The organism is Bacillus sp. JHAA (assembly GCF_036961585.1).
GTDB lineage: Bacteria > Bacillota > Bacilli > Bacillales > Bacillaceae > Bacillus > Bacillus velezensis.
The window spans coordinates 68,213-94,394 of the sequence record NZ_JBAMDE010000009.1 but is presented as its reverse complement, the minus strand read 5'-3'; the positions used below and the strand labels follow the sequence as shown (position 1 = coordinate 94,394).

Below are 26,182 nucleotides of genomic sequence, written 5' to 3'. Positions count from 1 at the left end.
CACATAATGTACAAAAAACAACGTTTTCTTCTATGTTAAGATTCATGTAGAACAAGTATGGAGATGATGTAAGGTGACATGGATTGCAGTTGTTTCAATTGTTGTCATAAGCCTGATTAAGATTGTGCTGACATGCCTTCCTACCGGAGCGGTGGAATGGATCCTCCGCAAGTTTGAAACCCATTCAAAGCTCAGTGACGCGTCCGCTGCCGTTTCCCTCGGCGGAAAACGTCTGGAAGGCGAAGACAAACGCCGGGTGATTGATGATTTTAACGAAGCCGTGTTTATCGAACGGCATTATATATACCCAGGGGATGAAGAGCGTTATCTTCATCCGCAAAACGGAGCTGATCCGCTTGTCATTAAGACGAGAAAAGGGAAAAAAGATGTGACGGTGTTTGTATACAGCTACGAAGATCATGTAGATGTCGTCAAACAGCAGAAAAAGAAAGTCGTCGCTTATTCAGTTCTTTCCGACAGCCTGCAAAAGCGCTCTATGGCCGCCGCCGGGAGCTGAACATAAAAAAGCCAGATCATTGATATGATCTGGCTTTTGTTTATTCTTTTTGATCATCTGCTGAGGAATCTTCACGCTTCGTATAATCGAATTGTGAAGGATCCACTTTCTTAAAGCCTTTCGGCTGATAGAAACGAAGCAGATCGCCGTTGATGATCTTATCAGACATTTCAAGCTCAGTCTTGACGAGAGAGTCTTCTTTTTTGTCGACTTCTGAATCATCTAAAAGTCTTCCGGTTTTCGTATCGTAATACTTGCCGGACACTTTCGTATAGTTCGGCGAGATGAAGTCTCCGTTACGGAACGGAATGACTTCTCTGTGCTCTTTCGATAAGATATCTGAACCTGACATGAGATAATCTTTCGTATCGACGCCGAGCAGATGAAGAACGGTCGGCGCGACATCGACTTCACCGGCAAATTTATGATTGCGGCCGCCTTTCACGCCGGGAGCGTGGATAAAGAGCGGCACCCGCTGAAGCTGGGCATTGTCGTATTCAGTGATCTCATCTTTGCCGAGCACTTTCGCCATCGCTTTATTATGGTTTTCGGAGATGCCGTAGTGGTCTCCGTACATCACGATAATCGACTTATCGTACAGGCCGTCTTTTTTCAGGTCATGAAAGAACTGTTCAATTGATTCATCCAGATAGTTCGCGGACTGGAAGTAATTATTAACGACTGAATCGCCAAAGTCTCCCGCAGGGAAGTCCGTGTCTTCTTTATCCATTCCGAACGGGAAGTGGTTGGACAGCGTAATGAACTTCGTATAGAACGGCTGCGGCAGGCTCTTTAAGAGCGGCATGGATTCTTTGAAATACGGTTTATCTTTCATGCCGTAGTTTTTCGTGTTTTCTTCGCTCATGTCATAATAAGCGGAATCGAAAAACTTATCGATGCCTTCCGCTTTGTACATTTCGTTACGGTTCCAGAAAGTCTGCGTATTTCCGTGGAAAGCGGCAGACGTGTACTTTTTGCCTTTTAAGATCGCAGGAACGGACTGCAGCGTGTTTTGCGCTTTATTGACGAAAACCGAACCTTGCGAAAGCGGGTACAGAGAGTTCTCCATCATAAATTCCGCATCAGATGTTTTACCTTGTCCCGTTTGGTGGAAAAAGTTATCAAAGTAGAATGTTTGATTATCGTGCGCCAGCTTATTTAAAAACGGCGTCACTTCCTTGCCGTTAATTTTATAGTCAATGATAAAGGATTGCAGAGACTCTAATGAGACGTAGATGACGTTTTTTCCTTCGGCTTTTCCGAAGTAGACGTTATTCGGCACGTCATAGTTGGCCTTCATATAGTTTTCCACATCCGTTACATCGCTTGAATCGGCAAGCGCGCGCTGGCTGTTTGATTTCACATTCTGCACGGCATCGTAAATCGTAAAGTTGTACGTGCCCAAGTATTTCACCAGATAGTTTCGGTCAAATGAGCGTGTCAAAAGCTCAGGACGGTCGGATTCCGCGACGGCGAGGTTGATCAGGAACATAAGCACGGCGGAAGCCAAAACGATTCTGAATGATTTCTTCGCCGGTTTTTCAGCCGGTTTTCTCATCTTAAGGGCCAAAATAATCAAAATGACGGTATCCAGGAAGTAGAAGGCGTCTGTCCATCTCATTAACGAGAACGCGCTGTCTCCGAGCTGGCCGCCGTTTGTCTTTGCCTGCATCATGACCGGGATGGTAATGAAATCATTAAAGAATCTATAATAGACGATGTTTGCAAAAAGCAAAAAAGACAATAAAAAATGAATCACAATAATGGCTGTCTGCTGTAATTTTTTCTTGAAAAGAAGCCCAAATCCAAGAAAGAACAAGCTGGAGCTCAGCGGATTCACAAAAAGCAATATTTTCTGGATCGTGTTGTCTATGCCGAGGTTAAAGTTTAAAATATAAGCGACATATGTTTTCACCCACAATAACACGACCGCTATCAAGAAGAAGGCAAGTCCTCTTTCTTTTATAAATGTTTTCATTGTTACACTCCTTTTTTCCGATCACGGTTTAAACGGAACGATAGAAAAAACGAACGTAATCAATATACCATGAAACCAGCAAATAGAAAAGGTGGAAAAGGCTCATCGGAAAAAGGGCGAAAAACGCTGTCGCAACGGCGGTTAATCTGTTGAATGACAGCTTTAAAACATATAAATGGCACAAACTGGGATTTGTGTTTCCGTATGATCATACCCGGTTCTATTGAAAAAAGAGGTGAACAGTGATGGATATTGCCCATATCGTGGCTGAAGATAAAATCAAGCGCGCCATTAAGGACGGAGAGTTCGCCGGCATCAAAGGAATGGGAAAGCCCCTGCCGAAAGACGATGCCGCACATCTTCCGGAGTCGCTCAGAATGGGCTACCGCATATTAAAAAACGCCGGGATCGCCGAGGATGAGGGCGCGCTGAAGAAAGAGCTGATGACGCTCGATTATTTGATCGCCAAGTGCCGCAATGAACAGGAGCGGGATCACTTGCGGAACAAACGGACGGAAAAACAAGTCAGACTCGACAAACTGACGGAGGAGAAAGCCATGTTCTCAAAACCCGCATCTTCTCATTATAAGGAGAAAGTGTACAGACGGCTGGGCCGCCCGTAAGCCGGCTCTTTAGATTTTTTTCTGAAAAGGAATGTGCTCCATAAGGCGCGGGTAGGAAATGTGGAGCAGGCCGTTTACGCACTGCGCCTGTAACAGGTGGGGCTCAGCCGGTTCAGGAAGCTCAATCGTCTCATCGATTTCCCCGTAATACCGGTTTTGGCAGACGCCCATGTTCTTTGGAAAAAGGGGTGTGATGTTTCCTCTGATATGCAGCCGTGTTCTTGACAGCAGCCTCAATGTCAATTCTTCTTCGTAAACGCCGGGCATTTCCACAATGACGAATGTGTGCTGTTCATCCTGATAAATATCATAAGTCAGGGTGTTTTTTTGTAAGGAGAAAAAATCTTCGGGAGATTTCCGTTTCAGGACATTGGTCCAAAAGTCGCTGGGCTTGTGCTCGTTCGTAATCTCAAGCCACTTTCTCATTTTTTCGATATCCACTTCGGCAGAACCTCCCTATATTTGATTTGCGATCGGCATTGACGGGTTGGCGATCTGATCCTGATCGCTCACGTCAGGGTCAAGATGGCCCGAATTCAAACATCCGGCGGCCGGCGAAAAATCCCCTAAAGAAAAGTTCGCGCCGACAAATTTGCTGTTGGCGGTGTGGCTGTTTTGTACGGTCTGACCGATATCGACGTTTCCGTTTTGCGTTGCTCCGTTTACTTTTATATTGACGACGTTAATTTGGTAAGGCATTCATAAAAACCCCTTTAATCTATAATGGGCGGCACCGGCGTAATATTTGCGGTATCTGCGGTTCCGATGGCTGTCTGGTCGTTGACATCAGGATCATTTAACAAGTTCTCCATCATCGATTCTATAGGTGACGTATCGCCGAATGAAGAGTTCAGTCCTTGTGATTTGTTATTTGTGGTGGGACTGTTGTATGCCGCTTCCCCAATCGTAATAGATCCGTTGCCAGAAATACTGTTAATCTTCAAATAGTACAGGTTGATAACAGTGGATGGCATCTCTTCACACCTCTTTAACTTAGTTGTACAGTACTGTATGCTTTTTGTGCTCCTGTTGTGAATTCCGCCCGGACATGTTCCCGATAAAACAAGAAGTCAAGGCCCGGTTCCGGCGGGGCTTTTTTTGTTTCAGGGTCTTTCGCAGTATATTTGTGATGAAAGCGCTATAAAAATAGATTGACGACATGTATATACATCATTACAATAGAGTCATAAACATGTATATACAAGTTTGTAAGACAAAATGAAAACGGTTACGGAGGGGTTGGCATGGGTGAGTTTAACCGGGCTGCGCGGCAGATCGCTGAAGCTGTCGGCGGAATCGAAAATATTGAGGCGGCGACTCATTGTGTGACGCGTTTGCGGTTTGCATTAATAGATGAAACCAAAGTAAACCAAAAAATGCTTGATGCAATAGACATTGTCAAAGGATCTTTTGCGGTAAACGGGCAGTTTCAAGTCGTGATCGGGCAGGGGACGGTCAACAAAGTATATGCGGAATTAGTGAAGGAAACGGGGATGGGTGAAGCGTCCAAGGATGACGTGAAGAAGGCGGCAGCGCAAAAAATGAATCCTTTACAGCGTGCTGTGAAAACGCTTGCGGACATCTTTATTCCGATCTTGCCGGCGATCGTCACGGCCGGGCTTTTAATGGGTCTGAACAACATCTTAACGGCGGAAGGCATTTTCTACAGCGCCAAATCGATTGTCCAAGTGTATCCGCAATGGGCGGATCTCGCCAATATGATTAATCTGATCGCGGGGACGGCCTTCGCTTTTCTGCCGGCTTTAATCGGCTGGTCGGCAGTGAAGCGGTTCGGAGGAAGCCCGCTCTTGGGTATCGTGCTAGGGCTGATGCTGGTGCATCCTGATCTGTTAAACGCATGGGGCTACGGGGCTGCCGAGCAGAGCGGCGATATTCCGGTGTGGAACCTGTTCGGCCTTGAGGTGCAGAAAGTCGGGTATCAAGGTCAGGTGCTCCCAATTCTGCTGGCGTCTTATTTACTTGCCAGGCTTGAGCTCTTTTTGACGAAACGGACGCCGGAGGGCATTCAGCTGTTAGTCGTCGCGCCGGTGACGCTTTTGGTCATCGGTTTTCTATCCTTTGTCATCATCGGTCCGATCACCTTTGCGATCGGTAACGCGCTGACGGCGGGATTGATTGCCGTTTTCGGCCAATTCTCCGCCATCGGAGGCCTGCTGTACGGAGGGCTGTATTCGGCGCTTGTGATCACGGGGATGCACCATACGTTTCTCGCGGTCGATCTTCAATTAATCGGATCAAAGCTCGGCGGCACATTTTTATGGCCGATGCTCGCATTGTCAAATATCGCTCAAGGGTCGGCAGCTTTGGCCATGATGTTGATTACAAAAGATAAAAAACAGCGGGGGCTTTCACTGACGGCCGGCATTTCCGCATATTTGGGCATTACCGAACCGGCGATTTTCGGCGTGAATCTGCGTTACAAATTTCCGTTTGTGATCGCCATGATCAGCTCGGGAATCGCGGGGATGTTCATCTCCGTCAAAGGCGTTCTCGCAAGCTCGGTCGGAGTCGGCGGCGTGCCGGGGATCTTCTCCATTATGAGTCAGTACTGGGGTCCGTTTGCGATCGGAATGCTGATCGTACTGATTCTCCCGTTTGCGGGAACATACGGGTATGCGAGGCTGAAACGGCAAAAATAGAAAACCTGCTGGGCGCCTTCTATCAGGCTGTCCCTTTTCCCTTTCAATTCAAAACATTACAGGCGGTGAAGAAAAATGAAAACAGACAGCACACCATGGTGGAAAAAGGCAGCGGTATATCAAATTTATCCGAAGAGCTTTAATGATACGACGGGAAACGGGATCGGTGATCTGAACGGTATTATCGAGAAGCTTGATTATTTGCAGAAGCTTTTAATTGATGTCATTTGGCTTACGCCGATTTACGATTCGCCGCAGAATGACAACGGTTATGACATTCGCGATTATTGCACCATTTATGAAGAATACGGAACGATGGAGGATTTTGAACGCCTTATCGATGAAGCGCACAAAAGAGGAATCAAGGTCGTCATGGATCTTGTCGTAAACCATACATCAGTCGAGCATCGGTGGTTCAAAGAAGCGGTCTCGTCACCCGACAGTCCGTATCGGGATTTTTACATTTGGAAAGACGGAAAGGAAGACGGCCGGGCGCCGAACAACTGGGAATCAAAATTCGGCGGTTCCGCTTGGGAGCTCGACCCGGCGTCAGGCCAGCACTACCTGCATTTATTTGATGTGTCGCAGGCCGATTTGAACTGGGAAAATGAAGAGATGAGAAAACAGGTTTACGACATGATGCATTTTTGGTTCCGGAAAGGGATCGACGGCTTCCGGCTGGATGTGATCAACCTCATTTCTAAAGACCAATCGTTTCCTGATGCCAAAGATGGGCGTGACGGGCGCCCTTATTATACGGACGGGCCGCGCGTGCACGAATTTCTCCATGAGATGAACCGGGAAGTGTTTTCGAAATATGACAGTATGACGGTCGGTGAAATGTCCTCGACAACGGCTGACCACTGCATCCGGTACACAAACCCTGAGAATAAAGAACTCGATATGACTTTTAACTTTCATCATTTAAAAGTGGATTATCCGAATGGTGAAAAATGGGCGCTCGCTCCGTTTGATTTTCTGAAGCTGAAACGGATTTTAGCGTTTTGGCAGACGGAGATGCAAAAAGGCGGAGGCTGGAACGCATTATTCTGGTGCAACCATGACCAGCCGCGGGCCGTATCCAGATACGGAGACGACGGCGTATACCGGACGAAATCAGCCAAAATGCTGGCGGCGGCCATTCATATGATGCAGGGCACGCCTTACATTTATCAAGGTGAAGAGATCGGCATGGGCAATTCGAAATTCGATGACATCGGCTCATACCGCGATGTCGAATCATTGAACATTTACAAAAAGATGAAGGAAGAAGGCGTGCCCGAAAAAGACATTATCGCCATTTTAAAAGAGAAATCAAGAGACAATGCAAGAACCCCCATTCAGTGGAACAGCGGGCCGCACGGCGGTTTCACGACGGGAACGCCTTGGATTCCGGCGGCGGATGATTATCGGGACGTTAACGCGGAAGCGGCTTTGCGGGACCCGGATTCAATTTTCTATCATTATCAGAAGCTCATCAAGCTCAGAAAAGAATATGACATCGTGACGGAAGGAACGTTTGAGCTGCTTGCTGAAGACGATCCGGCGGTTCTGGCGTACGTCAGACACGGCAAGGATGAAAAACTGCTGTGCATCAACAACTTCTACGGGAAAGAAGCGGACTTTACGGTTCCGCTTAAAGACACGGACGGCTGGCGGTTTACGGTGCTGCTGACGAATGATGAACCGAGGGATGGGCGGCCGGAACGATTGACGCTCCGTCCGTATGAATCGATCGTTTATCATCTGACAAAAGCGTGATACACTAATCTGGGTGGTCAAATGAAAGTGAATAAATACATCACAATCTATAAAGATATGGTGCGGCAGATCGAAAGCGGCCAGCGGAAGGCTGAAGACGTTCTTCCGTCTGAAAATGATTTGTGCGATCAATACGGCACATCACGAGAAACCGTCCGCAAAGCGCTCAATATGCTGGCGCAAAACGGCTACATCCAGAAAATCAAAGGCAAAGGCTCCGTCATATTAGACAGAGAAAAAATGCGTTTTCCCGTCTCAGGCCTGATCAGCTTCAAAGAGCTTTCGGAAACGCTCGGAAAAGAGACGAGAACGACGGTTCACCGTCTCGGGCTGATCCTGCCTCCCTCAGAAGCCGCAAAAGAGCTTGGTACAGAAGCGGATGAAAAGGTGTGGGAAGTCGTCAGATCAAGACGGATTGACGGAGAACATATTATTTTGGACAAGGATTACTTTGTGAAAAAACATGTGCCTCTATTGACGAAGGCGATTTGTGAAGATTCGATCTATGAGTATCTCGAAGGAGAGCTCGGCTTGTCCATCAGCTACGCGCAAAAGGAAATTGTCGTGGAGCCGGCGGGGGAAGAGGACCGGAAGTATTTGGATCTCGGCGGATTCAGCCATATGGCGGTCGTGAAAAACCGCGTCTTTTTGGAGGATACCAGCCTCTTTCAGTACACGGAAAGCCGGCACAGGCTCGATAAATTCCGTTTCGTCGACTTTGCGAGAAGAGAAAAATAAAAACGGACTGCCGCGGCAGCCCGTTTTTTTGTCAGTATCAAAATGAATACTATCCAACAAAAATGTGCGTACTGGTACTTTCAAAAATAATGGCTACAATAGTACATAACGATTGAAAAGGAGAGATCATGAATGTCAGATAAAAAACAGCAGATCATCGAAGCGTATCAATTCAGACACGCCACAAAGGAATTTGATCCTGAGAAAAAAATTTCAGAAAGCGATTTTGAATTCATTTTAGAAACGGGAAGATTATCCCCAAGCTCACTCGGTTTGGAGCCTTGGAAATTTGTCGTCGTTCAAAATCCGGAGCTTCGTGAAAAACTCCGCGAGTTCACCTGGGGCGCGCAAAAGCAGCTGCCGACCGCAAGCCATTTCGTACTTCTGCTTGCCCGGACGGCAAAGGATATCCGTTTTGACGCCGACTATGTCAAAAACCACTTGCGGGAAGTCAAAAAAATGCCGGAAGATATGTATGAAGGCTATATCAGCAAAACGGAAGACTTCCAGAAAAATGATTTCAATCTGCTAGAATCAGATCGCGCGCTGTTTGACTGGGCATCCAAACAGACTTACATCGCCCTCGGCAATATGATGACAGCCGCTGCGCAGATCGGAATCGACTCCTGCCCTGTAGAAGGCTTCAACTACAAAGAAATTCACCGGATTCTTGAAGAAGAAGGGCTTCTGGAAAACGGAAGTTTCGACATCTCTGTTATGGCCGCATTCGGCTACCGTGTCAGAGAACCGCGCCCGAAAACAAGATCTGCCTCAAAAGACGTTGTAAAGTGGGTATAAGATAAAAAAGGCTGCCGGGCGTGTCCCGGCAGCTTTTAACGTTTATTTGGTTTTGCTAAAAAACAGGCGGTGATCCAGGACGTAACGGGAATGATGATGCCGATCCCGATTCCGGCACAAAGAATGGTAACGGCTTCCGCACTGAATACTTTTGAGTTCACTATTTTTTCAGCTGAGTATGATAAGTCTTTAAACCAGATAATTAAAGCCAAATAGCTGCCGAAAAAAGCAAAGAATAACGTATTCGTATTCGTTCCTAAAATATCTCTCCCGATGCTTAATCCGAATGTGTACAGATCTTTTCTGCTCATGGACGGATTATGACTGTAAATTTCCCGCATGGGTGAAGTAATGGAAATCGCGACATCGGTAATCGCCCCTATCGTGCCCATGATGATCATGGCTGCGGTAACCTTCACAAAATCCACCCCGACAAACAGTGTGAATATGCCGATATCACCCAATTCTTCTTCACCGAATCCCTGAATCGAAGTATGTTTTGTTACAGACATAATAAAAAACAGCAGCAGTACAATCGTCAGCATTGCAGAAATAAAGGCGGTTACGGTTTTGACGTTTCCTCCATTAATATAAAAAAGAGTAATGCTGCAAATCACGGCGGAAGAGAGCAATGTTAAAACAATCGGATTGATATGCGGGTCTGTCATGAAAATGATGGTGAGAAAGAGAACACCGAAATTTAAGAATAACGCAATAAAAGACCTCGCTCCTTTTTTTCCGCCGATGATGACCATCAATAGAAATAAAATCGCCGCGAGAATTACGATGACATTCATGAGCTTGCCTTCTTTCGTTTAATAAAAAAGATAGAAGCATACAGACTGGCGGGTATGGCTAATACAATTCCGATCCCTCCGGCCAATGCTCTGGCTATTTCCAAGGAAATGTTCATAGAAAGAGTGAATCCTATCGGGGAATCATTTTTCAAATACAACAGCATCATCGGAATAGAGCCGCTTATATAAGCAAAAAACAGAATGTTGGTCATCGCCCCCATGATGTCTTTTCCGATCTCCATCCCTGAACGTCTGAGAGCTTGTAATGAGATACCCTTGTTTTCTTCATATAATCCGAAGACAGATGATGTCATGGTAATGGCTACATCCATGACCGCTCCCAGTGATCCGATAAATACCCCGGCCATAAACACCGTGTGATAAGGGCGGGTTAAATACTGCATTTCCTCATATCTGAGACCTTTCTCTCCGGTTGCCAGCATCACCAGATACGTAATCAGCAGGGAAACGAAAGTGCCTGCGAGCGTCGCGGCAATGGCGGCGTATGTTTTCGCGTGAAAACCGCTGACAAGCAGCAATGAGATGACAGTAAAGATGAGAATACAGATACCGCAGATGAAAATTAACCCTATATTAGGATGCTTCCTGTACAAATCTAATGCAAACGACAGTAAAACGGCGTTAAACATCAGGCTGACGATCGAAAAGAAGCCTTGTTTTTTTCCGACGATAAGCAAGGTGAAAATGAAAACCCACGCGATCAGCAAAAGCTGTTTATCCCGTTTTTTATCTATAATGCTTCCCGATATATCCTTGTTTGATGGTTTCCCTTTATCAATAGAAACGAATACTTCATCGCCAATCGAATATTTCTGATCGTTCGCTCCGGATGATGAATACTGATTGGGCAAATGAATGAGCTGTCCTTTCTGACTGCCGTTTTCAAGTCTGGCAGTGATCGTCTGATTGAAAATCTTATCTTTGTTTTTATGCATGTCCTGTACGTCAGACTGATGTTCCAATGTTGTTTTCGTCACTTTGGCAATCGGCCGCTCATAAAAAGAAGCGTTGTGAGTGACGAAAATGAGCGAGCTGATAAAACAGAGCGCTGTTATCACGTAAAACAGCTTTTTCTTGTAAGACATGCGGTTTCGTTTGTGTCCTGTTATCTTCAAAAAAAGTCCTCCAAACAGGCGGCGCCGTATGAAAGAGAGGCCCTGCCGTGAAGTGTTAAACGATGCGGATGTATGTCTCTCGCGAATAACGTTCATATTTTATCACTCGGCCTTACGGCTGTCGACTAAGAGGGGGACCGAGAGAAAAAGCTCCCCTGAAATCAGATCAGGAGAGCTTTTGGATGAACCGCCCGATAAAAGCGGTCTTTTTATGCTTCGTTCACTTTTTTTGCTTTTCTTCTTTGATGCAGATACAGTGCCGTTCCGAGCGCGCTGATGAGTAACCCGGCAAGAAGGATGGAATACATCGTTGTGGCCGTATCAGGAAGCAGGCCGCCCGGCGATACTCCGTCCTGCGCAGGGCCGGATGACGGTTTTTGTCCGCTTGGCTGCTTTCCGGAGCCTTGGTCTCCGCTTGGCGGCGGCGCGCTCTTCGTGTTTGCGTTTAATATGGTGTATTCACTGAAATGATTTGTATAGCCCGTGACGAGATCGTGTGAAACCGAACCGTTGTCTGTTTTTGTATAGACGTTCTTTTTCCGGTCTACATGGTAAATGCCCGGCTGTTTCGCCTTTTTCGTATTCTCAATGCGCAGGGTGAGCTTTACCGGCGCTTTGAATGTTTTGATGTCTTTGTTTTTCTGCTTCATTGTAAAGTCGTATACATTTGAAAGCGCCCCGCTTACTTTTCCTTTCGGCGTCACGCCGAATCGTGTATCAGCTGAAGCAGCGTTTGCCATCGGCATTTTCATGCTGAACTTGTCATGCAGGATCGTAAGGGAAGAATCCGATGTTCTGTCCTTTAACAGGCCGATTTGTTTTTTGGTCACGCTGAGATCAATCGGCTTTTTGGCGCCGTCATTCTTATCGTAATACACGATCGGCGTGTTTGCGTTTTTGGCATAGGCGGCAAATGCGCTGTCACCTTCAAGCGTCCACGAACCGTTTTTTTGTTTCGTCGGCAGGTACACTTCCTGCGCGCGGCCGTCAACTTTCGGTTCCACCGCTTTTCCCGCTTTTTCAAGCTGCTCGGTGAAGACCTCATAGTCGACAAAGCCAAGGTCTTCTTTATGGGACGCTTCGTTAAAGACGGAATATCCGTCTCCGCCTTCACCGACAAAGTTACTGGTGGCGACTCTGTATGTCTTCTTATCAGAAATCGGCTTTACGCTGCCGTCATCCTGTACGGCCGCAGCTTGAAGAACGCGGTGTCCCGGCTTTTTATTCAGTGTAAACGTGTATGTTAAACCGGCAACTTGAGGGAAGGCGCCGCCTTGAGCCTCAATTCCGCTTAACCCTTGTTCCAAGGCTTGTTTGATCTGTTTTCCGGTTAAATCCGCGACGTAAAGCGTGTTGCCGAACGGCATCACATTCAGCACATCGCCGAGTGTGATGTCTCCTTTATCAATGCCCGCGCGGATGCCGCCCCCGTTTGTGATCGCGATTTGGGCGCCGGCCGCTTCCTTCGCTTTTTGCAGCATGCCGTCCGCGATGAAGTTTCCGAGATTGGTTTCTTTGGAGCGGACATGCTCGCGCTGGCCGTCAAGTGCGACCTTCGTTGAGCCGACTTTTTCATTTTTGACTGAGACGAGCTCTTTTTTAAACGGATCAAGCTCTTTTTTCAGATCCGGGTCTTCTTTCGTCTGCTCGTTCACTGGAATCGCCTGAAGAGAGGATTGTTCCGGCAGGACGATGCCGTTTTTGTCAAATGCGACATCTGCCCGGCCTAAATATTCGCCGTATTCTTTTGCTTGGGCGACGATGGTCGGCTCTTCGTTTTTGACAACTTCCATTTTATTTACAAGCGTATGCGTATGTCCGCCGACGATCAAGTCGATGCCTTTTACCTTTTTGGCAAGATCGAGATCACGCTGATGCCCGATATGTGTCAGGGCGATAATTTTATTGACATGTTCCTTATTCTGTATTTCTTTTACTGTATCTTGTGCGGATTGGAAGGCATCATGAAAGACAATGCTTTTTCCCGGGCTTGATGTGACGGACGTATCTTCTGTCGTTAAGCCGAATACGGCGACTTTTTCTCCGTTTACATCAAGCAGAATGTATGGATAGATGCCTGCTTTTTTCTTTTTCCCTGCCGTAAATGTGTCTGCTTTTTTCATGAATGGTCTGAGTTTTGACTCTTTGGACACATCGACATTTGAGCTGACGAGCGGAAAGTCAGGCGCTTGAAAATTGTATTTTCCGGACGGGTCAGCCGCGCTCCCGTTACCGCTCAGGAAGCTGGCGAGAGCACCCGGACCTTTATCAAACTCATGATTTCCGAAGGTCATTGCGTCGTAGCCCATGCGGTTCATCAATTTTAAATCAGCCAGCCCCTGCCACTTTGTGAAATAGAGATCGCCTGAGAAAACGTCTCCCGCATCCAGCAAAATGCTGCGGTCGGTTTCGCTTCTGATTTCTTTGATTTTCGTCATCCGCCTCGCCGCGTTATCAAGGTGGGCGTGCGTGTCGTTTGTATGCATAACGGTGAGTTTCCATGCATCATCTTTCGGCGGATCTGTGCCCGGTTCATCATCTTTGAATTGGAGCTTGTACTGTCCGTAGCCCGCGTTTTGTGATTCACCGATATAGGCGACGTCATCTGCGCGGTCGGCAAACGGCTTTGCGGCCAAGGAAGATTCAAATGTCAGGTTTGTCCCTTTGACCGGAAGGATGGACCAGTTATGATCAGCCTGCGGATTAATCGTTTTCTGCTGGATGATGTAATCCATTAAGACCTGCCTGTTCTCATCGGCAGAAGAGTATACGATTTTATCATTGCTTAAGTGAGGGAATCCTCCGCCGCCTGAAGCGCGGTAATTATTTGTGACGATCAGAAATTCCTGCTTGGCGCTGACGGGCTTTCCTTGATAAGAAAGGTTGACGATCCGGCTTGCATCGGGATGAATGACTGTTCCGTTTTCGTTGTATTTCGCCGGTTTTGTGACATCGACCTGATAGGTGACACCGTCAATGACATCAAAATTGTATGAGCGGTAGGCGTCATTTAAAAGCGCTTGGCTGCCGCCTTTTGCCTGATCGATCTGATTAAATTGCCCCGCGGACATTTCGAGCCAGTCTTTCACTTCGCTTCCGTTCAGCTTGACGATCTGAACCGTGTTGTCATACAGGTACAAATCGCCGATGTTTTTGATGGCGAGGTCGCCAGCGGAAATGTTTGTATAGTAGTTTGAGCCGTTCCGCCCGCCGGCTTTAAACGGGGCGCCCGCCGAGAGGATAGGCAGATCTTTGTATTCCGTATCCTTCATCTTATTTTCGGCGTACCATTTTTGCGCATCCGTTACGATTTGAATGGACGGATCATCTTTGACTTGGGCGAAGAAACTGTTGATATCGGCTTTTGTCTGGCCGACGGGTTCTCTGATGTATTTCAATGTGCCTTCGTGCGCTTTTTTGACGGTATTGACGACGGTTTCGTTTTCCGACGTCACATTGCCGGCAATCGGCTCGATGCTGCCTTTTGCATCTTCCACATGCCACGCGCTGTCTGTTTTTTCAAGCCGGAGGTCGATGACGCCCGCATATTTGCCCCAGCTGCTTGACATGACAACGGGGATGCCGTTAATCGTGCCTTTATCGATGTCAAATTGATCAGCGCCTTTGTATTCGGCATCAGGGAAAAGCCCGTGCTGATGGCCGGATACGATCGCATCAATTCCGCTGACTTTCGTTGCCAGGTCAAAAACGGCGTTTTCCGCTCCGGAAGACTGCGCTTTTTTTTCGATGCCGCTGTGGGCGAGGGCGATGACGATATCGGCTCCTTCAGCTTTCATTTTCGGAACGGTTTTCTTTGCGGATTCCACAATGTCTTCGACCTGAACGCGGCCTTCGAGATTTTTCTTATCCCACGTCATGATCTGGGGAGGAACAAAGCCGATGTAGCCGACTTTTATCTGATGCTTGCCGCCGTTTTCATCCGTGACGGTTATGTCTTTTATGACATAAGGCGTATAACGGTTTTCGCCGCTTAATGTTTTCACATTGGCGTTAACGATCGGATAATCAGCGCCTTTGATTGTCCCGTCCAGAAATTCAAGCCCGTAATTAAATTCATGATTGCCGAGTGTTCCTGCGTCATAATGCAGACTGTTCATCACTTCAATGATCGGATGGGTCTTTGCGCCTGAAATAATATCATTTTTCTCATATTTTACGGCGTATTCTCCGAGGGGATTCCCCTGAATCAGGTCTCCGTTATCGACAAGCAGCGTATTCGGGTTTTCGCGCCTGTGCTTCTCAATAAGCTGAGCCGTTCGGGCCAGCCCGAATTCCGTTGTCGGTTTGTCGCTGTAGTAATCGTAGTCCATCATGTTAGCGTGAACGTCAGTTGTGGCTAAAATGCTGAGATTCACACTGGAGGATTTGTTTTCTTCTGCTTTAATGGGTGATGTTGGGAGGATTAGACTAAGTATCATAACTAGTGGCAGCAGAATACGGAGTGTCATATTGACGCTGCATCGTCTTTTCTGTATTCTCACCTGTTCTCCACCTTTCAACAAATTTTGTCATGCAGTACCATTGTAAGAATATTTTGTGAAAGTTCATATAGATTTCATGATGATTCTTGTAAAAAGATGAAAAATGAGGATAATGACCTATGTGAAACGGATGAGCGGCAAACGCGTTACCTATGTTTGATGTTAGTGTGGCTGGGGTACATGGATTTATGTAGACTTCATCAAGCAGGAGGTAGTAACTATGGGTAAAAAAATTGCAGTTGTATTAACCGATTATTTTGAGGATGTCGAGTATACTGAACCTGCGAAAGCTTTTAAAGATGCGGGTCATGAATTAACCGTAATTGAACAGGAAAAAGGAAAAACAGTCAAAGGCAAACAAGGGGAAGCGGAAGTGAAAGTGGATGCGTCCATCGATGATGTAAATCCGAAAGACTTTGACGCATTGCTGATCCCGGGCGGATTCTCTCCTGACATGCTGCGTGCGGATGACCGTTTCGTCCAATTTGCCAAAGCGTTTATGGATGATAAAAAACCGGTGTTCGCCATCTGCCACGGACCTCAGCTTCTCATCAACGCGAAAGCATTGGACGGGCGCAAAGCGACAGGGTTTACATCAATCCGAATCGACATGGAAAACGCGGGCGCAAATGTGGTGGATGAAGAAGTCGTCGTCTGCCAGAACCAGCTGGTCACAAGCCGCACACCGGATGACATACCGGCATTCAACCGCGAATCATTAAAACTGCTTGCGTAATATAAAAGCGGAGCGCCGTATCAGGCGTTCCGCTTTTTTTGTGAAGATTCCCGGATAACCAGCTCAGGCGCCAGAATAATGCGTTGTTTTTTGTGCTGGGAACTGGTGATTTTATGATGCAGCAATTGAGCCGCTTCTTTTCCCGACTGCCGCGGAAAGGAAGAAACAGTTGTAAGCGGGGGATAAGAAATTTCAGCTTCCGGCACGTTATCAAAGCCGACAATGTCAATATCTTCGCCCGGAATGAGCCCGGCTTTTCTGATCCCTTGCATGACGCCGAACGCGACCAAATCACTGAAGCAGAAAATCGCGGTCGGGCGCTCAGACCGGCGGAGGAGCTCCGTCACGGCTTCACAGCCTGCTTCGCGGGTCGGCGCGCTGTCAATGACATAGTCATTTTTCACTTCCAGATCCGCTTCACGGAGCGCTTTTTTAAACCCTTTCATGCGCTTCGTCCATGTTGATGAGTGCTTCACGCCGCCCAGAAACGCAATCTCCTGATGGCCTTTCTCAATGAAATGACGCACTGCCTTATAGGTGCCTTCCTCATAATCGGCTCCGACAAAATCACAGTCGGCATCGGCAATCTCCCTGACGGCGAGCACGACCGGAATGTCAAGCTGCTCAAGGCGGGAAAGGGTTTCCTCAGCCGTACCTGAAACCGGACACAAAATCAATCCGCCGACCCTGTGCTCCAGCATGGTCGAGATCAGCTGCTCCTGCTTGGCGACGGAATCAAATGTCGTGCCTAACAGCACTGTTAATCCGACTTCCTCAAGCGTATTCTGAACGCCGATCAGAAACTCTGAGAAAAACGTATTGGAAATGTCAGTAATAATCAATCCTACCGTTGTGGACGTCTGTGATCGTAAATTCGCGGCGACCCGATCATATACGTACCCCAGCTCCCGCATGGATTGCAGCACTTTCTCACGGGTCGCTTCGGAAATTCGCGGATTATTGCGGACGATTAATGAAGCGGTGGATGTTGAGACGCCGGCATGTTCAGCGACCTGCTGCAATGTCACCCGGCGTTTTTTTTGCTGTTTCATACGTCGTATTCCTCACTTGGTTTTTATTCGTTACATCCATTATAAGCGTTTTGGCGCATGAGAAGAAAGAGAGAGGGGGAGAAAATGATAAAGCGCCGGAAGACGGATTGTCCTTCGGCGCTTCTGTCACAATAGGTTATTCAAACATTTGCTCTTTAATATACTGAACAGGCATTTCACGGCCTGTCCAATATTCAAACGCCATGGCGCCCTGCCAAAGCATCATGCCGAGGCCGTTAATCGTGTTGCAGCCGGCCGCTTGAGCTTGTTCAAGCAATTTCGACGTAACGGGGTTGTAAACGACGTCTGTCACAATCAAATCAGGACGGAGCATGGATGTATCTTCAATGACGCTCAAGCCTTCAAGCGGTTTCATGCCGACACCTGTTCCGTTTGTGAAAATATCGCTTGAAGCGATTTCAGCACGCAGCGCATCTTGATCTTCGAGCGGGAAGACTTTCGCTTTGCAAGAAGATCCCTTCATTTCTTCATTGATGATGCGGACGTTTTCTTCCGCTTTTTCGAAAAACGCGTCATTGCGGGCGAAAATAGAGATTTCTCCGAGACCTTCCAATGCGGATTGAATCGCTATCGGAGTGGCGGCCCCGCCGGAACCGACCAGCGTCATTTTTTTGCCTGTGATATCGATGCCGTGTTCTTTTAAGTTGCGGACGTATCCCATACCGTCAGTGGAGTGTCCGATCAGTCTGCCGTTTTCATTAACGACTGTATTCACCGCGCCGGTGAATTTCGCTGAATCCGCGAGTTCATCGAGGTAAGGGAGAATGTTCATCTTGTTCGGCATCGAGACATTGAAGCCTCTGACGTTTAAGGCGCGCATTCCCGTTACCACATCTTCCAGCTGTTCATTGCCGACTTCAAACGCGAGGTAAGCGTAGTTCAATCCTAATTTTTTAAACGCCAGGTTGTGCATCGTTGGAGATAAAGAGTGTCCGATCGGTGTTGCGAATAATCCGATAAGCTGAGTTTTTCCGTTAATCCGTCCTAAATCTTTCTTCATGATGTATTCCTCCGTTAGTCCATTCATTTGTTTTTCATCCCGCTTTGAGGGCAGAAAAACGCTGATTACATATGTTTATTTAAAATGCTGAGTACGCTGCGCAATTCTTCAACGGGAATCTGTCCGGGCGCTGATGCTTCTTTCCCCGCGCCGAACGTGCACGCTGAGCCGAAGACTTCGCCGGCCAGGCGGCTGATCAGGCCTGTTCCCGCCATTGACATCGTGATGATCGGCCGGTCTGCGTATTGTGTTTTCATCGTATGAGTGGCATCCAATAAGACGAAAACATCTTCAGTGCTTTGCGGCATCACCGCGATTTTCGGAATGTGCGCGCCGTACGCCTGCATGTTCCGCAGCCGGGAAATGATTTCTTCTTTTTTCGGTGTCTGATGAAAATCATGATTGGACATGACGACATATACGCCGTTGTCTTCAGCGGTTTTCACAATTGATTTGACTTCCGCTTCTCCCGTAAACAACTCAACGTCTGCAAGGTCAGTGTGTTTTGTTTCGATGGCGGTTTTAAGCAATTCAATGTAAAAGCGGTCATCAATAACTTTATTTCCGCCTTCTTTATGAGTTCTGAATGTGAAAAGCAGCGGTGTTGCGCCTGCGGCTTTCCGCAGCATTTCAAGCATGTCTTTTACGGCGTCCAGGCTGTCAACATGCTCGTACACATCCGCCCGCCACTCAATGATATCCGGGCGAAGCCTGTTGACGGCTTCAATTTCTTCGAGCAGTTCTTTCTCTCCGGCCGCCATCAGCGGCACAATGATCTTCGGAAGCCCTTCGCCGATGACCGTGTTTCTGATCGTGATAGATTGCATGATAAATCCTCTCCCTTAAAAAATAGTCAGGCTTTCATCACTTGCTTAAAGCGGATTCCGATAAACAATGCGAGAAGGGCGCTGACGGCCGCAATTCCGATATCAAGCAGAAAAACAGGCGTCAGGCCGGCCGCTTTGGATATCGCTCCCGTTACAAGCGGAATGACAATAAAAGATAAGCTTGATGCTATATTAACAAAAGATGTGATTGTACCTTTATTTTTAGGGAATAAAACAGCCATAACCGTCATCGCCAATTGCAGAATGCCCGCAGTTGAAAGTCCGATGACAAAGGAGCTGATGACTGATACGGCCGGCTGATGAATGAAAATCAGAGCAAGCAGCGCGATTGCCGCGATCACAGGGTACAGCACCATTACCGTAATCGGCTGAATCACTCTGTTTAACAGCACAGCCAGCAATAATACGGACACAAGCGCACCGATGCTGTAATAGCTCAGCAATTTGACAGCCTGCACCTCAGGCATGCCCAAAACGGTTTGCCCGAACTTAGGAAGCCATACTTGAACGAGCATAAACAGCGCCGTAGATGAAAAGCCTAACAGAATGATCGCAAGACCTTCGCGCCATATCGACGGCTGTGATGTGAACGCGTCATCAGACGGAGAGGCTTCCGTCCGGCCGCCGTCTTCTTTTTGCTTATGATTCGGAAACGGAACTTTTAACAGGAAAAAGCCGTTCAGGAAGAAAATAATGCCCGGTACGAAAAACGTCCAGCCGTAAAACAAATGCCTGTCCGCAATAAACGCGATGAAAAACGGAAGCACCGTCGCGCCGATGGATACAAACGCTTTGATTAACACGGTTGCAGAGCTTGCGTTTTTCGGAAATCCTTCAATAAGCGCCGGATATGTCCCGGAATCCAAGAAGGAATTGGCGATCCCTGCGAAAATGGCGAAGATAAACGCGGCCGTATAGTTTGTCGAAAGCGGAATTCCGATTAGGAAAATCAGATACAGAAAGGCGCCCGACACGATAAACGGCCGTCTCCCGAATGTATCCGAAAGCTTCCCGGCAAACAGAAGCGAAATCAGCTTCCCGATCCCGATGGCGGAGACCAAATAGCTGACCCCGGCTGCGGATGTATGAAGCTGTTTTGATAATGCCTCCATATTGGATGCGATAATAATATTGATCATGCCCAGCAGGAAATAATTAATATAAAGACCCGCTGCCATTTTGGTGTATATGTTTTTCATGGTGACATCCCCTAATGCGGTTAATAAAGAATTAAATTAATTTTTAAATTAACAAAAGCACAGAACCATTCCCCTTTATTGAACCACTGCCTTTCTTTGAAAACTGGTTTGATAAAACGGTTGCAGATACAAACTTGAATAACGCTGATATCACAACGAGTATATCGTTCTACTAAATAAAAAAAGATAAGCGGCCCGCTCATTTAGTATATCGTTCTACCAAGTTCACAGTTACTATACTCCTTCTTTTTATATGTGTCAAACCGATGAACTTTTATTTTTCACTTTTTTAAATCAAAAAAAGACCCGCCGTTTTTCGGCAGGTCTGACATGGGTTTATTTTCTGAGAGAGGCGAGCTCCTCGGCAATGGCCTGCATTTCACTCGGGCTGAATGATGCTTTTTTCATGACCATTTGATGAAGGTATGTAAGATCTTCTATTTTTTCATCACTGAAATCTTCCGCTCTGATGACGCCGACATTGAGCATGTTGAGCTTTTGCGAAATGTCTTCAATCATTTTGTTTAACGTTTCTGTTTGTTGGCTCGGCAAATTCATGCATCCTTTCATGACCGTTTTCGTACCCTTTATTCTAACAGAATTCATTTAGAATAAAAGCTTATTTCCACAGCAGCAGAAAAGTTGCTAAGATGATGATAAGGTTTTTGATCCTCAAAATGCGGGGAAAGAATAGGGAGGTTATCGATATGATACATGTGCTGTTTGTCTGTCTGGGAAATATTTGCCGGTCGCCTATGGCAGAGGCGGTATTTTCTGATATGGTGAAGAAAAACGGGCTGAACGGGCAGATTAACATTGATTCAGCGGGAATCGGCGCCTGGCATGCGGGAAATCCGCCGCATGAAGGGACAAAGGAGATCCTAAAGAAGAAAGGGATCAGCGCAAGCGGCATCACGGCGAGGCAGGTGCGTGAGTCTGATCTGACCGATTTTGATTACGTCATTGCGATGGATGCAGAAAATATCGGACATCTGCGCAGCATGGCCGGTTATAAAAAAGCGGCGCCGCGTATTGCAAGGCTGCTTGATTATGTACCGGAGTCGGACCTTGCGGACGTGCCCGATCCGTATTATACCGGGAATTTCAGCGAGGTGTACGCTTTGGTCGAGTCCGGGTGCCGTCATTTGCTGGAGACAATAAAGAAAGACCATCATTTATAAGGGGGATTGACCGATGAAGCAGACACGCATCATGGCAAAAGCGATTCTGATCGGCGCTGCCGCCGGCGGAGCACTGTCCTTATTACATAAGCCGACAAGAGAGGCATGTTTCCGGAACATGGACGCGTGCAGGCAGCGTGCGGCATTCTACCGAAAACATCCTGAAGTGCTGAAACAGCAGGCATCTGCAAAACTTGATCAAGTGAAGACCATCGCCAATACCGTATCGGATGATCTGAGTTTTTTAAACGGCCAGATCACTAAGCTGAAGCAGACGACACCGCAGGTCATTGACCTGTTAAAAGAAACGAAGGAGCATTTTTCGAAAAACGATCATTGAGGTGGGATGTCATGAGTTTTATAAAGGAGCTGTTTGCAAGGTTTTCTCTCCATGAAGGACAAAGTAAATCGGCGGAGCTGGCGTATTTTTTCCTGCTGTCATTGTTTCCGTTAATGATTTTCATGCTGACGCTCACCGCCTATCTTCCCATATCGGCAGAAGACGTGCTCGGGGCGGTCGATCAATACGCGCCCGACAGCGCCATGTCTATGGTGAAATCCATAACGGAGCAAACGCTGAACAAGCGCAGCGGCGGGCTTTTGTCATTCGGGATTATCGCCGTCATCTGGTCGGCTTCGAATGGTATGAACGCGATTGTCAGAGCATTTAACCATGCCTACGAAGTCGAGGAAAACCGCTCATTTATCATCATTCGCCTGACCTCAATTTTTTTAACCATCGCGATGGTGGTTACGATTTTAATCGCATTGCTTCTGCCGGTGTTCGGCAGAGAAATCGGAATGCTGGCCGCAGATTTCATCGGCGCCTCCGGCCTGTTTTTGCAGGTGTGGTCGGTTGTCCGCTGGGGTATCAGTCCGCTTATCCTTTTAATCGTGTTTACCGCGCTTTACATTTTCGCGCCGAATAAAAGGCTTTCCCTCCGTTTTGTGCTGCCGGGAGCCGTATTTGCGGCAGCCGGCTGGATTATCGTCAGTATGCTGTTCTCATTTTACGTTGGCACCTTTGCCAACTACAGCGCCACATACGGGAGCATCGGGGGAATTATCGTCCTTATGATCTGGTTTTATCTTACGGGAACACTGCTGATTTTAGGAGGAGAAATCAACGCGCTTTTACATAAACGTAAAAAGCTTCCTGATGAAAATCCGTACCGCGGGAGCAAGCTATAGAGGAACGGATGACGTTCAAGCTGAAAAACGGAGGGAATCGGCTATGACCAAGCATACGAAAAAAGGCGGAAGCCATAATAAACAAAACTCAAAAAACGGCCCGAAGAAGAAAACAAGCGGAAGCGCTAACGGGCAGAACGGATACCATTAGAAAGAAGCCGCCTGACTTAGATCAGGCGGCTTTTTTATGAGGCCGGAAAAGAATGGGATTCGGATGCGGGGCTGTGCTTTGTTTTCCCGAAGACGAGCGCAAGCCAAATACAGACCAGAATCACCGTAATAAAGTAAAACAAATTGGCGCTTTCAAACCGCTGCATATACCAGCCGCCCGCCACCGGGCCGATCATGCTGCCGAGGCTGAAGGAAATGCCGCAGAGCAGATTGCCCGCCGGCAGCAGATGGGACGGCAGCAGGTCGCTCATATAGCTGATGCCGAGGGAAAACATACTGCCGACCGCCATTCCCGCCGTGAAAAAGCAGCAGCCGATGACAGAAGGCGACGGAAACAGTCCGGCCGTCAAAAAGCAAAGGGCACCCGTTAATAAGATGACGAGCAGGACACGTTTTCTCCCGAATCGATCGCTTAATAAACCGAGAGGGAACTGGAATACAATACTTCCGATGGCAAAAGCGGGCAATATCAGCGCGACGGCATCGACGGATATGCCTAAGCGCAGGGCGTACACAGGAAAGCTTCCGTTCAGCGCCGTTTCTAAAAAACCGTACCCGAAAGCCGGGAGAAAAGCGACCCAGCCGAAAAGAAGGGCGCGGTAAAAACGTTTTGCGCTGTTGTCCCCGGATGTTTCATCCGGACCTTGCGCCGGGTACTCGTTACGTAAGACAAATACAAACAGCCAGGCGGCAAGACTGATACAGCCGGATACGATAAACGGAAGGGACGGACTTGTTTTCACAAGAGGGACCATGAACGGGCCGACAGCGAATCCAAGCCCGAAGGACAGTCCGTACAGCGAAATGTTTCTTCCTCTGTTTCGGGGCGTTGACTTTGACGTCACCCACGTTTGGGTTGAAAAATGCAGCATATGATCCCCGATTCCGATAAGCAGCCGAAGAAAAAACCATAACCATATGGATTGAAGCCAAATAAAACTGAATAAGCTGATGATAACAAGAAATCCGCCCATGACCATCAGAGGTTTGAATCCGAGCTTGCGCAACGGGGCCTCCATAAACGGCGACGCCAGAAGCACGCCGATATAAAGGCCGGTTGCGTGAAGTCCGTTTATAGCGGCTGATTCCCCGTTCGTTTCAAAAATGACGGAGATCACCGGCAGAAGCATGCCTTGGGAAAATCCGGAGATGGAAACAAGCAGAACCAAAATAAAGAAGTACAGTCGTGACATCGCGTATTTCTCCTTCTTCAGTATCTTTCTTGATCGTACACGGATTTGCTGCGTCCGGCAACCTGAAAATGCCAATTCGGGCTGCCGCGGAAGTGTAATTGAGGGAGTTTTTGAGAAGGATATAAGAAGACTCATTCGAAAAAAGGAGCCAGGCAGATATGAATCGGATTTTTTTCTTTACGGCTGCGGCGGGAGTGCCGCTTTCAGTCATCGGCGGCCTGATGCACTGGCCGTCAGCGGTTTTGTTTATTATTTATTGCTTGACGATTATTGCGCTTGCAAGTTATATGGGGAGAGCGACTGAATCTCTTGCCATTATCGCGGGACCGCGGATCGGCGGTCTGCTGAATGCCACGTTCGGCAATGCGGTAGAGCTGATTATATCGCTTTTCGCCTTAAAAGAAGGGCTGACGGGCATCGTGCTTGCTTCACTGACCGGTTCGGTGCTCGGCAATCTTCTGCTCGTCGCGGGACTGTCGTTTTTTATCGGCGGTTTGAAATACAAGCGGCAGGAATTCAATATTCATGATGCCCGGCATAATTCTGGCCTGCTGATTTTTGCCATTATCGTTGCTTTTGTCATTCCCGAAGTGTTTTCCATGGATATGGGGGAAAAAAACAAGCTTGATTTGAGTGTCGGCATCAGCATCATCATGATCCTTTTGTACGTGGCAGCTCTTTATTTCAAGCTCGTCACCCACCGCGGTGTTTATCAGCCGAATCAGCCGGAGGCAAAGGAAGAAGAGGAGCAGCCTGAGTGGTCGGGGAAAAGAGCGACAGCCGTCTTATTTATTTCAACCATTATCGTCGCCTACATATCTGAAAACCTTGTCCATACGTTTCATGCGGTGGCTGAACAGTTCGGCTGGAGCGAGCTGTTTATCGGAGTGATTATCGTCGCAATCGTCGGAAATGCCGCAGAGCATGCGTCGGCGATTATTATGGCGTACAAAGACAAGATGGATGTCGCCGTTGAAATCGCGGTAGGCTCGACTTTGCAGATCGCCATGTTTGTGGCTCCGGTTCTTGTGATCTGTTCCATCTTTTTTCCGGTCAATATGCCGCTTGTATTCACATTGCCCGAGCTTGTCGCGATGATCTCATCCGTCCTTTTGATGACGATGATTTCAAATGACGGTGATTCGAACTGGTTTGAAGGGGCTACGCTCCTTGCCGCTTATGTCATTATGGCGATCGGTTTTTTCCTGCTTTAACCTGTAAAAAATGCGGATAACAACGATTGCGGAGGAAAAGACTAAAGGAAAATGCTATAGAAAGAGTGATATGATGAGAAAGCTGTTTCATGCCACACTGATTCTGCTGTTATCCTTTAGTTTTTTCGCAACGCCGTCTGCCGCTGCAAAAAAACCGTTTAAAGTTCCCAACTCTGTCGTAAGCATTTCAAAGGAAAATACGTATCCGAATGCTTCACAGGACCAGCCGATGCTTCAGCCGAGCAAACTGGCGAAGGAATTGTTAGATACATCAGAGATCAACATCGAAAATCCGCATCTGATAAAGATGCTGAATGAATCCTCGGTTTCCGGTTCACCGCTTGCCATCGGATACCGGGCGACAATATTTCTCGGGAAATGGGCGCTCGGCTATCAGTCGAACGAAACGGTCGCCAACTGGGAATATAAAAAAATCAACACAAACAGAGCGGATAACCGGGGCGGACAGCAAACCGCGGTTATCTCATACGCCCAAGAACAGCAATACAAAATCAAAGGCGGGCTCACAGCGAAGGTGCCGAACACAGAAGACGTAAAAAGCATGATGATGCAAAAAGCGATGAAGAAAACAAAACTGCCGCTCGCGTTTGAAACGGTTATCGGCGCAGGCACAAAACGCGATCAAACCTACAAAATTTCTCCGCAGCGGCTCGGCTACCTGCACGCCTACGCTCCGGCCGTTAATGAAAAAGGAAAAGTAACATACGGTGAAGTGTATTTGGTGCTGAAAGGCAGCAAGCGGAAACTTGTCGTCAAAAATGTGACTTCGCAAGGAATCGGAGCTTGGATTCCGGTGCAGGATCACGTCACATTCGGTTTTCAAATGACAGCGCAGCCGAGATAAA

The 26,182-nt window shown here is 47.5% G+C and carries 25 protein-coding genes; 12 read left to right on the top strand and 13 right to left on the bottom strand.

Annotated elements, in window-relative coordinates; genetic code table 11:
- Window positions 1-73: 73 nt before the first annotated feature.
- The gene (locus V7728_RS18550; RefSeq protein ID WP_007408492.1) at window positions 74-517 is read left to right on the top strand and encodes a YfmQ family protein; all 444 of its coding nucleotides are present in this window, start codon (window positions 74-76) and stop codon (window positions 515-517) included.
- A gap of 40 nt (window positions 518-557) precedes the next feature.
- Here the strand turns inward: V7728_RS18550 and V7728_RS18545 are convergent, their stop codons facing one another.
- On the bottom strand, window positions 558-2,495 hold the full coding sequence (locus V7728_RS18545; protein ID WP_007610031.1) for an LTA synthase family protein: 1,938 nt from the start codon (window positions 2,493-2,495) through the stop codon (window positions 558-560).
- 245 nt (window positions 2,496-2,740) lie between these two features.
- Here V7728_RS18545 and V7728_RS18540 point away from each other — a divergent pair, with 245 nt between their 5' ends.
- Window positions 2,741-3,118: a J-domain-containing protein gene (locus V7728_RS18540; RefSeq protein ID WP_007610033.1), complete on the top strand. Its 378-nt coding sequence runs from the start codon at window positions 2,741-2,743 to the stop codon at window positions 3,116-3,118.
- 9 nt (window positions 3,119-3,127) lie between these two features.
- On the opposite strand, the gene V7728_RS18535 is transcribed toward V7728_RS18540, so the two are convergent.
- From V7728_RS18535 to V7728_RS18525, 3 genes are read right to left on the bottom strand one after another with little or no spacing between them, the layout of a single operon-like run.
- Window positions 3,128-3,559, bottom strand: a complete 432-nt coding sequence (locus V7728_RS18535; protein WP_003155596.1) for an Hsp20/alpha crystallin family protein — start codon at window positions 3,557-3,559, stop codon at window positions 3,128-3,130.
- Window positions 3,560-3,574: 15 nt separating this feature from the next.
- Complete coding sequence (locus V7728_RS18530) at window positions 3,575-3,817, bottom strand: spore germination protein (protein ID WP_003155595.1); 243 nt, start codon at window positions 3,815-3,817, stop codon at window positions 3,575-3,577.
- Between the two features lie 14 nt (window positions 3,818-3,831).
- Window positions 3,832-4,092, bottom strand: coding sequence for a spore germination protein (locus V7728_RS18525; protein WP_007408496.1), 261 nt, complete (start codon window positions 4,090-4,092; stop codon window positions 3,832-3,834).
- A 270-nt stretch (window positions 4,093-4,362) separates the two neighbouring features.
- On the opposite strand from V7728_RS18525, the gene treP reads away from it, so the two are divergent.
- The 4 genes from treP to V7728_RS18505 all read left to right on the top strand — a co-directional run bounded on the left by treP (window position 4,363) and on the right by V7728_RS18505 (window position 9,075).
- Entirely contained in the window at window positions 4,363-5,778 is a 1,416-nt protein-coding gene (gene treP, locus V7728_RS18520; protein ID WP_021493878.1) for a PTS system trehalose-specific EIIBC component, read from the top strand.
- A gap of 75 nt (window positions 5,779-5,853) precedes the next feature.
- Window positions 5,854-7,539 (top strand): alpha,alpha-phosphotrehalase, encoded by a 1,686-nt coding sequence (treC, locus tag V7728_RS18515; RefSeq protein WP_099566491.1) that lies wholly within the window; start codon window positions 5,854-5,856, stop codon window positions 7,537-7,539.
- Between the two features lie 21 nt (window positions 7,540-7,560).
- A complete protein-coding gene (gene treR / locus V7728_RS18510; protein WP_012117069.1) occupies window positions 7,561-8,277 on the top strand; it encodes a trehalose operon repressor in 717 nt (238 codons plus the stop codon).
- 132 nt (window positions 8,278-8,409) lie between these two features.
- The gene (locus V7728_RS18505; protein WP_003155588.1) at window positions 8,410-9,075 is read left to right on the top strand and encodes an NAD(P)H-dependent oxidoreductase; all 666 of its coding nucleotides are present in this window, start codon (window positions 8,410-8,412) and stop codon (window positions 9,073-9,075) included.
- A gap of 35 nt (window positions 9,076-9,110) precedes the next feature.
- Here V7728_RS18505 and V7728_RS18500 read toward each other — a convergent pair whose 3' ends face one another.
- The 3 genes from V7728_RS18500 to V7728_RS18490 all read right to left on the bottom strand — a co-directional run bounded on the left by V7728_RS18500 (window position 9,111) and on the right by V7728_RS18490 (window position 15,510).
- Complete coding sequence (locus V7728_RS18500; protein WP_007408500.1) at window positions 9,111-9,872, bottom strand: YibE/F family protein; 762 nt, start codon at window positions 9,870-9,872, stop codon at window positions 9,111-9,113.
- A complete protein-coding gene (locus tag V7728_RS18495) occupies window positions 9,869-11,008 on the bottom strand; it encodes a YibE/F family protein (protein ID WP_046702352.1) in 1,140 nt (379 codons plus the stop codon). Before V7728_RS18495 ends, V7728_RS18500 begins: the two co-directional genes overlap by 4 nt.
- 209 nt (window positions 11,009-11,217) lie before the next feature.
- The gene (locus V7728_RS18490) at window positions 11,218-15,510 is read right to left on the bottom strand and encodes a multifunctional 2',3'-cyclic-nucleotide 2'-phosphodiesterase/3'-nucleotidase/5'-nucleotidase (RefSeq protein WP_099566492.1); all 4,293 of its coding nucleotides are present in this window, start codon (window positions 15,508-15,510) and stop codon (window positions 11,218-11,220) included.
- A 220-nt stretch (window positions 15,511-15,730) separates the two neighbouring features.
- On the opposite strand from V7728_RS18490, the gene V7728_RS18485 reads away from it, so the two are divergent.
- Complete coding sequence (locus tag V7728_RS18485) at window positions 15,731-16,246, top strand: type 1 glutamine amidotransferase domain-containing protein (RefSeq protein WP_003155578.1); 516 nt, start codon at window positions 15,731-15,733, stop codon at window positions 16,244-16,246.
- Between the two features lie 20 nt (window positions 16,247-16,266).
- Here the strand turns inward: V7728_RS18485 and V7728_RS18480 are convergent, their stop codons facing one another.
- The 5 genes from V7728_RS18480 to V7728_RS18460 form a co-directional block, all read right to left on the bottom strand.
- Window positions 16,267-17,298, bottom strand: a complete 1,032-nt coding sequence (locus tag V7728_RS18480) for a LacI family DNA-binding transcriptional regulator (RefSeq protein WP_015417030.1) — start codon at window positions 17,296-17,298, stop codon at window positions 16,267-16,269.
- Window positions 17,299-17,434: 136 nt separating this feature from the next.
- Window positions 17,435-18,319, bottom strand: coding sequence for a shikimate dehydrogenase (locus V7728_RS18475; protein WP_085341822.1), 885 nt, complete (start codon window positions 18,317-18,319; stop codon window positions 17,435-17,437).
- A 65-nt stretch (window positions 18,320-18,384) separates the two neighbouring features.
- Window positions 18,385-19,146 carry a type I 3-dehydroquinate dehydratase gene (aroD, locus tag V7728_RS18470; RefSeq protein ID WP_099566494.1) on the bottom strand — a complete coding sequence of 254 codons (762 nt, stop codon included), beginning with the start codon at window positions 19,144-19,146 and terminating at the stop codon, window positions 18,385-18,387.
- 26 nt (window positions 19,147-19,172) lie between these two features.
- Window positions 19,173-20,366 carry an MFS transporter gene (locus tag V7728_RS18465; RefSeq protein ID WP_007408506.1) on the bottom strand — a complete coding sequence of 398 codons (1,194 nt, stop codon included), beginning with the start codon at window positions 20,364-20,366 and terminating at the stop codon, window positions 19,173-19,175.
- A gap of 336 nt (window positions 20,367-20,702) precedes the next feature.
- On the bottom strand, window positions 20,703-20,918 hold the full coding sequence (locus V7728_RS18460) for a DUF1128 domain-containing protein (RefSeq protein ID WP_003155571.1): 216 nt from the start codon (window positions 20,916-20,918) through the stop codon (window positions 20,703-20,705).
- Between the two features lie 155 nt (window positions 20,919-21,073).
- Between V7728_RS18460 and V7728_RS18455 the strand changes: the two genes are divergently transcribed.
- Genes V7728_RS18455 through V7728_RS18445 form a run of 3 tightly spaced genes read left to right on the top strand, consistent with a single transcriptional unit; the run spans window position 21,074 to window position 22,738 of the window.
- Window positions 21,074-21,547: a low molecular weight protein-tyrosine-phosphatase gene (locus V7728_RS18455; RefSeq protein ID WP_012117078.1), complete on the top strand. Its 474-nt coding sequence runs from the start codon at window positions 21,074-21,076 to the stop codon at window positions 21,545-21,547.
- A gap of 13 nt (window positions 21,548-21,560) precedes the next feature.
- Window positions 21,561-21,887: a hypothetical protein gene (locus V7728_RS18450; protein ID WP_015239397.1), complete on the top strand. Its 327-nt coding sequence runs from the start codon at window positions 21,561-21,563 to the stop codon at window positions 21,885-21,887.
- Between the two features lie 11 nt (window positions 21,888-21,898).
- Complete coding sequence (locus V7728_RS18445) at window positions 21,899-22,738, top strand: YihY family inner membrane protein (RefSeq protein WP_007408509.1); 840 nt, start codon at window positions 21,899-21,901, stop codon at window positions 22,736-22,738.
- A 185-nt stretch (window positions 22,739-22,923) separates the two neighbouring features.
- Here V7728_RS18445 and V7728_RS18440 read toward each other — a convergent pair whose 3' ends face one another.
- Window positions 22,924-24,102 carry an MFS transporter gene (locus tag V7728_RS18440; RefSeq protein ID WP_025284425.1) on the bottom strand — a complete coding sequence of 393 codons (1,179 nt, stop codon included), beginning with the start codon at window positions 24,100-24,102 and terminating at the stop codon, window positions 22,924-22,926.
- 158 nt (window positions 24,103-24,260) lie between these two features.
- On the opposite strand from V7728_RS18440, the gene cax reads away from it, so the two are divergent.
- Both cax and V7728_RS18430 read left to right on the top strand, forming a co-directional pair.
- Window positions 24,261-25,316 (top strand): calcium/proton exchanger, encoded by a 1,056-nt coding sequence (gene cax / locus V7728_RS18435; protein ID WP_007408511.1) that lies wholly within the window; start codon window positions 24,261-24,263, stop codon window positions 25,314-25,316.
- Between the two features lie 70 nt (window positions 25,317-25,386).
- A complete protein-coding gene (locus V7728_RS18430; RefSeq protein WP_099566495.1) occupies window positions 25,387-26,181 on the top strand; it encodes a YfkD famly protein in 795 nt (264 codons plus the stop codon).
- The last annotated feature ends 1 nt before the right edge of the window (window position 26,182 follow it).

Excerpts from the sequence above, each read along its gene's own strand:
- V7728_RS18545 (WP_007610031.1), bottom strand. The coding sequence starts at position 2,495 with ATGAAAACATTTATAAAAGAAAGAGGACTTGCCTTCTTCTTGATAGCG.
- V7728_RS18540 (WP_007610033.1), top strand. The coding sequence starts at position 2,741 with ATGGATATTGCCCATATCGTGGCTGAAGATAAAATCAAGCGCGCCATT.
- V7728_RS18530 (WP_003155595.1), bottom strand. The coding sequence starts at position 3,817 with ATGCCTTACCAAATTAACGTCGTCAATATAAAAGTAAACGGAGCAACG.
- V7728_RS18525 (WP_007408496.1), bottom strand. The coding sequence starts at position 4,092 with ATGCCATCCACTGTTATCAACCTGTACTATTTGAAGATTAACAGTATT.
- treP (WP_021493878.1), top strand. The coding sequence starts at position 4,363 with ATGGGTGAGTTTAACCGGGCTGCGCGGCAGATCGCTGAAGCTGTCGGC.
- treC (WP_099566491.1), top strand. The coding sequence starts at position 5,854 with ATGAAAACAGACAGCACACCATGGTGGAAAAAGGCAGCGGTATATCAA.
- treR (WP_012117069.1), top strand. The coding sequence starts at position 7,561 with ATGAAAGTGAATAAATACATCACAATCTATAAAGATATGGTGCGGCAG.
- V7728_RS18505 (WP_003155588.1), top strand. The coding sequence starts at position 8,410 with ATGTCAGATAAAAAACAGCAGATCATCGAAGCGTATCAATTCAGACAC.
- V7728_RS18500 (WP_007408500.1), bottom strand. The coding sequence starts at position 9,872 with ATGAATGTCATCGTAATTCTCGCGGCGATTTTATTTCTATTGATGGTC.
- V7728_RS18485 (WP_003155578.1), top strand. The coding sequence starts at position 15,731 with ATGGGTAAAAAAATTGCAGTTGTATTAACCGATTATTTTGAGGATGTC.
- V7728_RS18480 (WP_015417030.1), bottom strand. The coding sequence starts at position 17,298 with ATGAAACAGCAAAAAAAACGCCGGGTGACATTGCAGCAGGTCGCTGAA.
- V7728_RS18475 (WP_085341822.1), bottom strand. The coding sequence starts at position 18,319 with ATGAAGAAAGATTTAGGACGGATTAACGGAAAAACTCAGCTTATCGGA.
- aroD (WP_099566494.1), bottom strand. The coding sequence starts at position 19,146 with ATGCAATCTATCACGATCAGAAACACGGTCATCGGCGAAGGGCTTCCG.
- V7728_RS18465 (WP_007408506.1), bottom strand. The coding sequence starts at position 20,366 with ATGAAAAACATATACACCAAAATGGCAGCGGGTCTTTATATTAATTAT.
- V7728_RS18455 (WP_012117078.1), top strand. The coding sequence starts at position 21,074 with ATGATACATGTGCTGTTTGTCTGTCTGGGAAATATTTGCCGGTCGCCT.
- V7728_RS18450 (WP_015239397.1), top strand. The coding sequence starts at position 21,561 with ATGAAGCAGACACGCATCATGGCAAAAGCGATTCTGATCGGCGCTGCC.
- V7728_RS18445 (WP_007408509.1), top strand. The coding sequence starts at position 21,899 with ATGAGTTTTATAAAGGAGCTGTTTGCAAGGTTTTCTCTCCATGAAGGA.
- V7728_RS18440 (WP_025284425.1), bottom strand. The coding sequence starts at position 24,102 with ATGTCACGACTGTACTTCTTTATTTTGGTTCTGCTTGTTTCCATCTCC.
- cax (WP_007408511.1), top strand. The coding sequence starts at position 24,261 with ATGAATCGGATTTTTTTCTTTACGGCTGCGGCGGGAGTGCCGCTTTCA.
- V7728_RS18430 (WP_099566495.1), top strand. The coding sequence starts at position 25,387 with ATGATGAGAAAGCTGTTTCATGCCACACTGATTCTGCTGTTATCCTTT.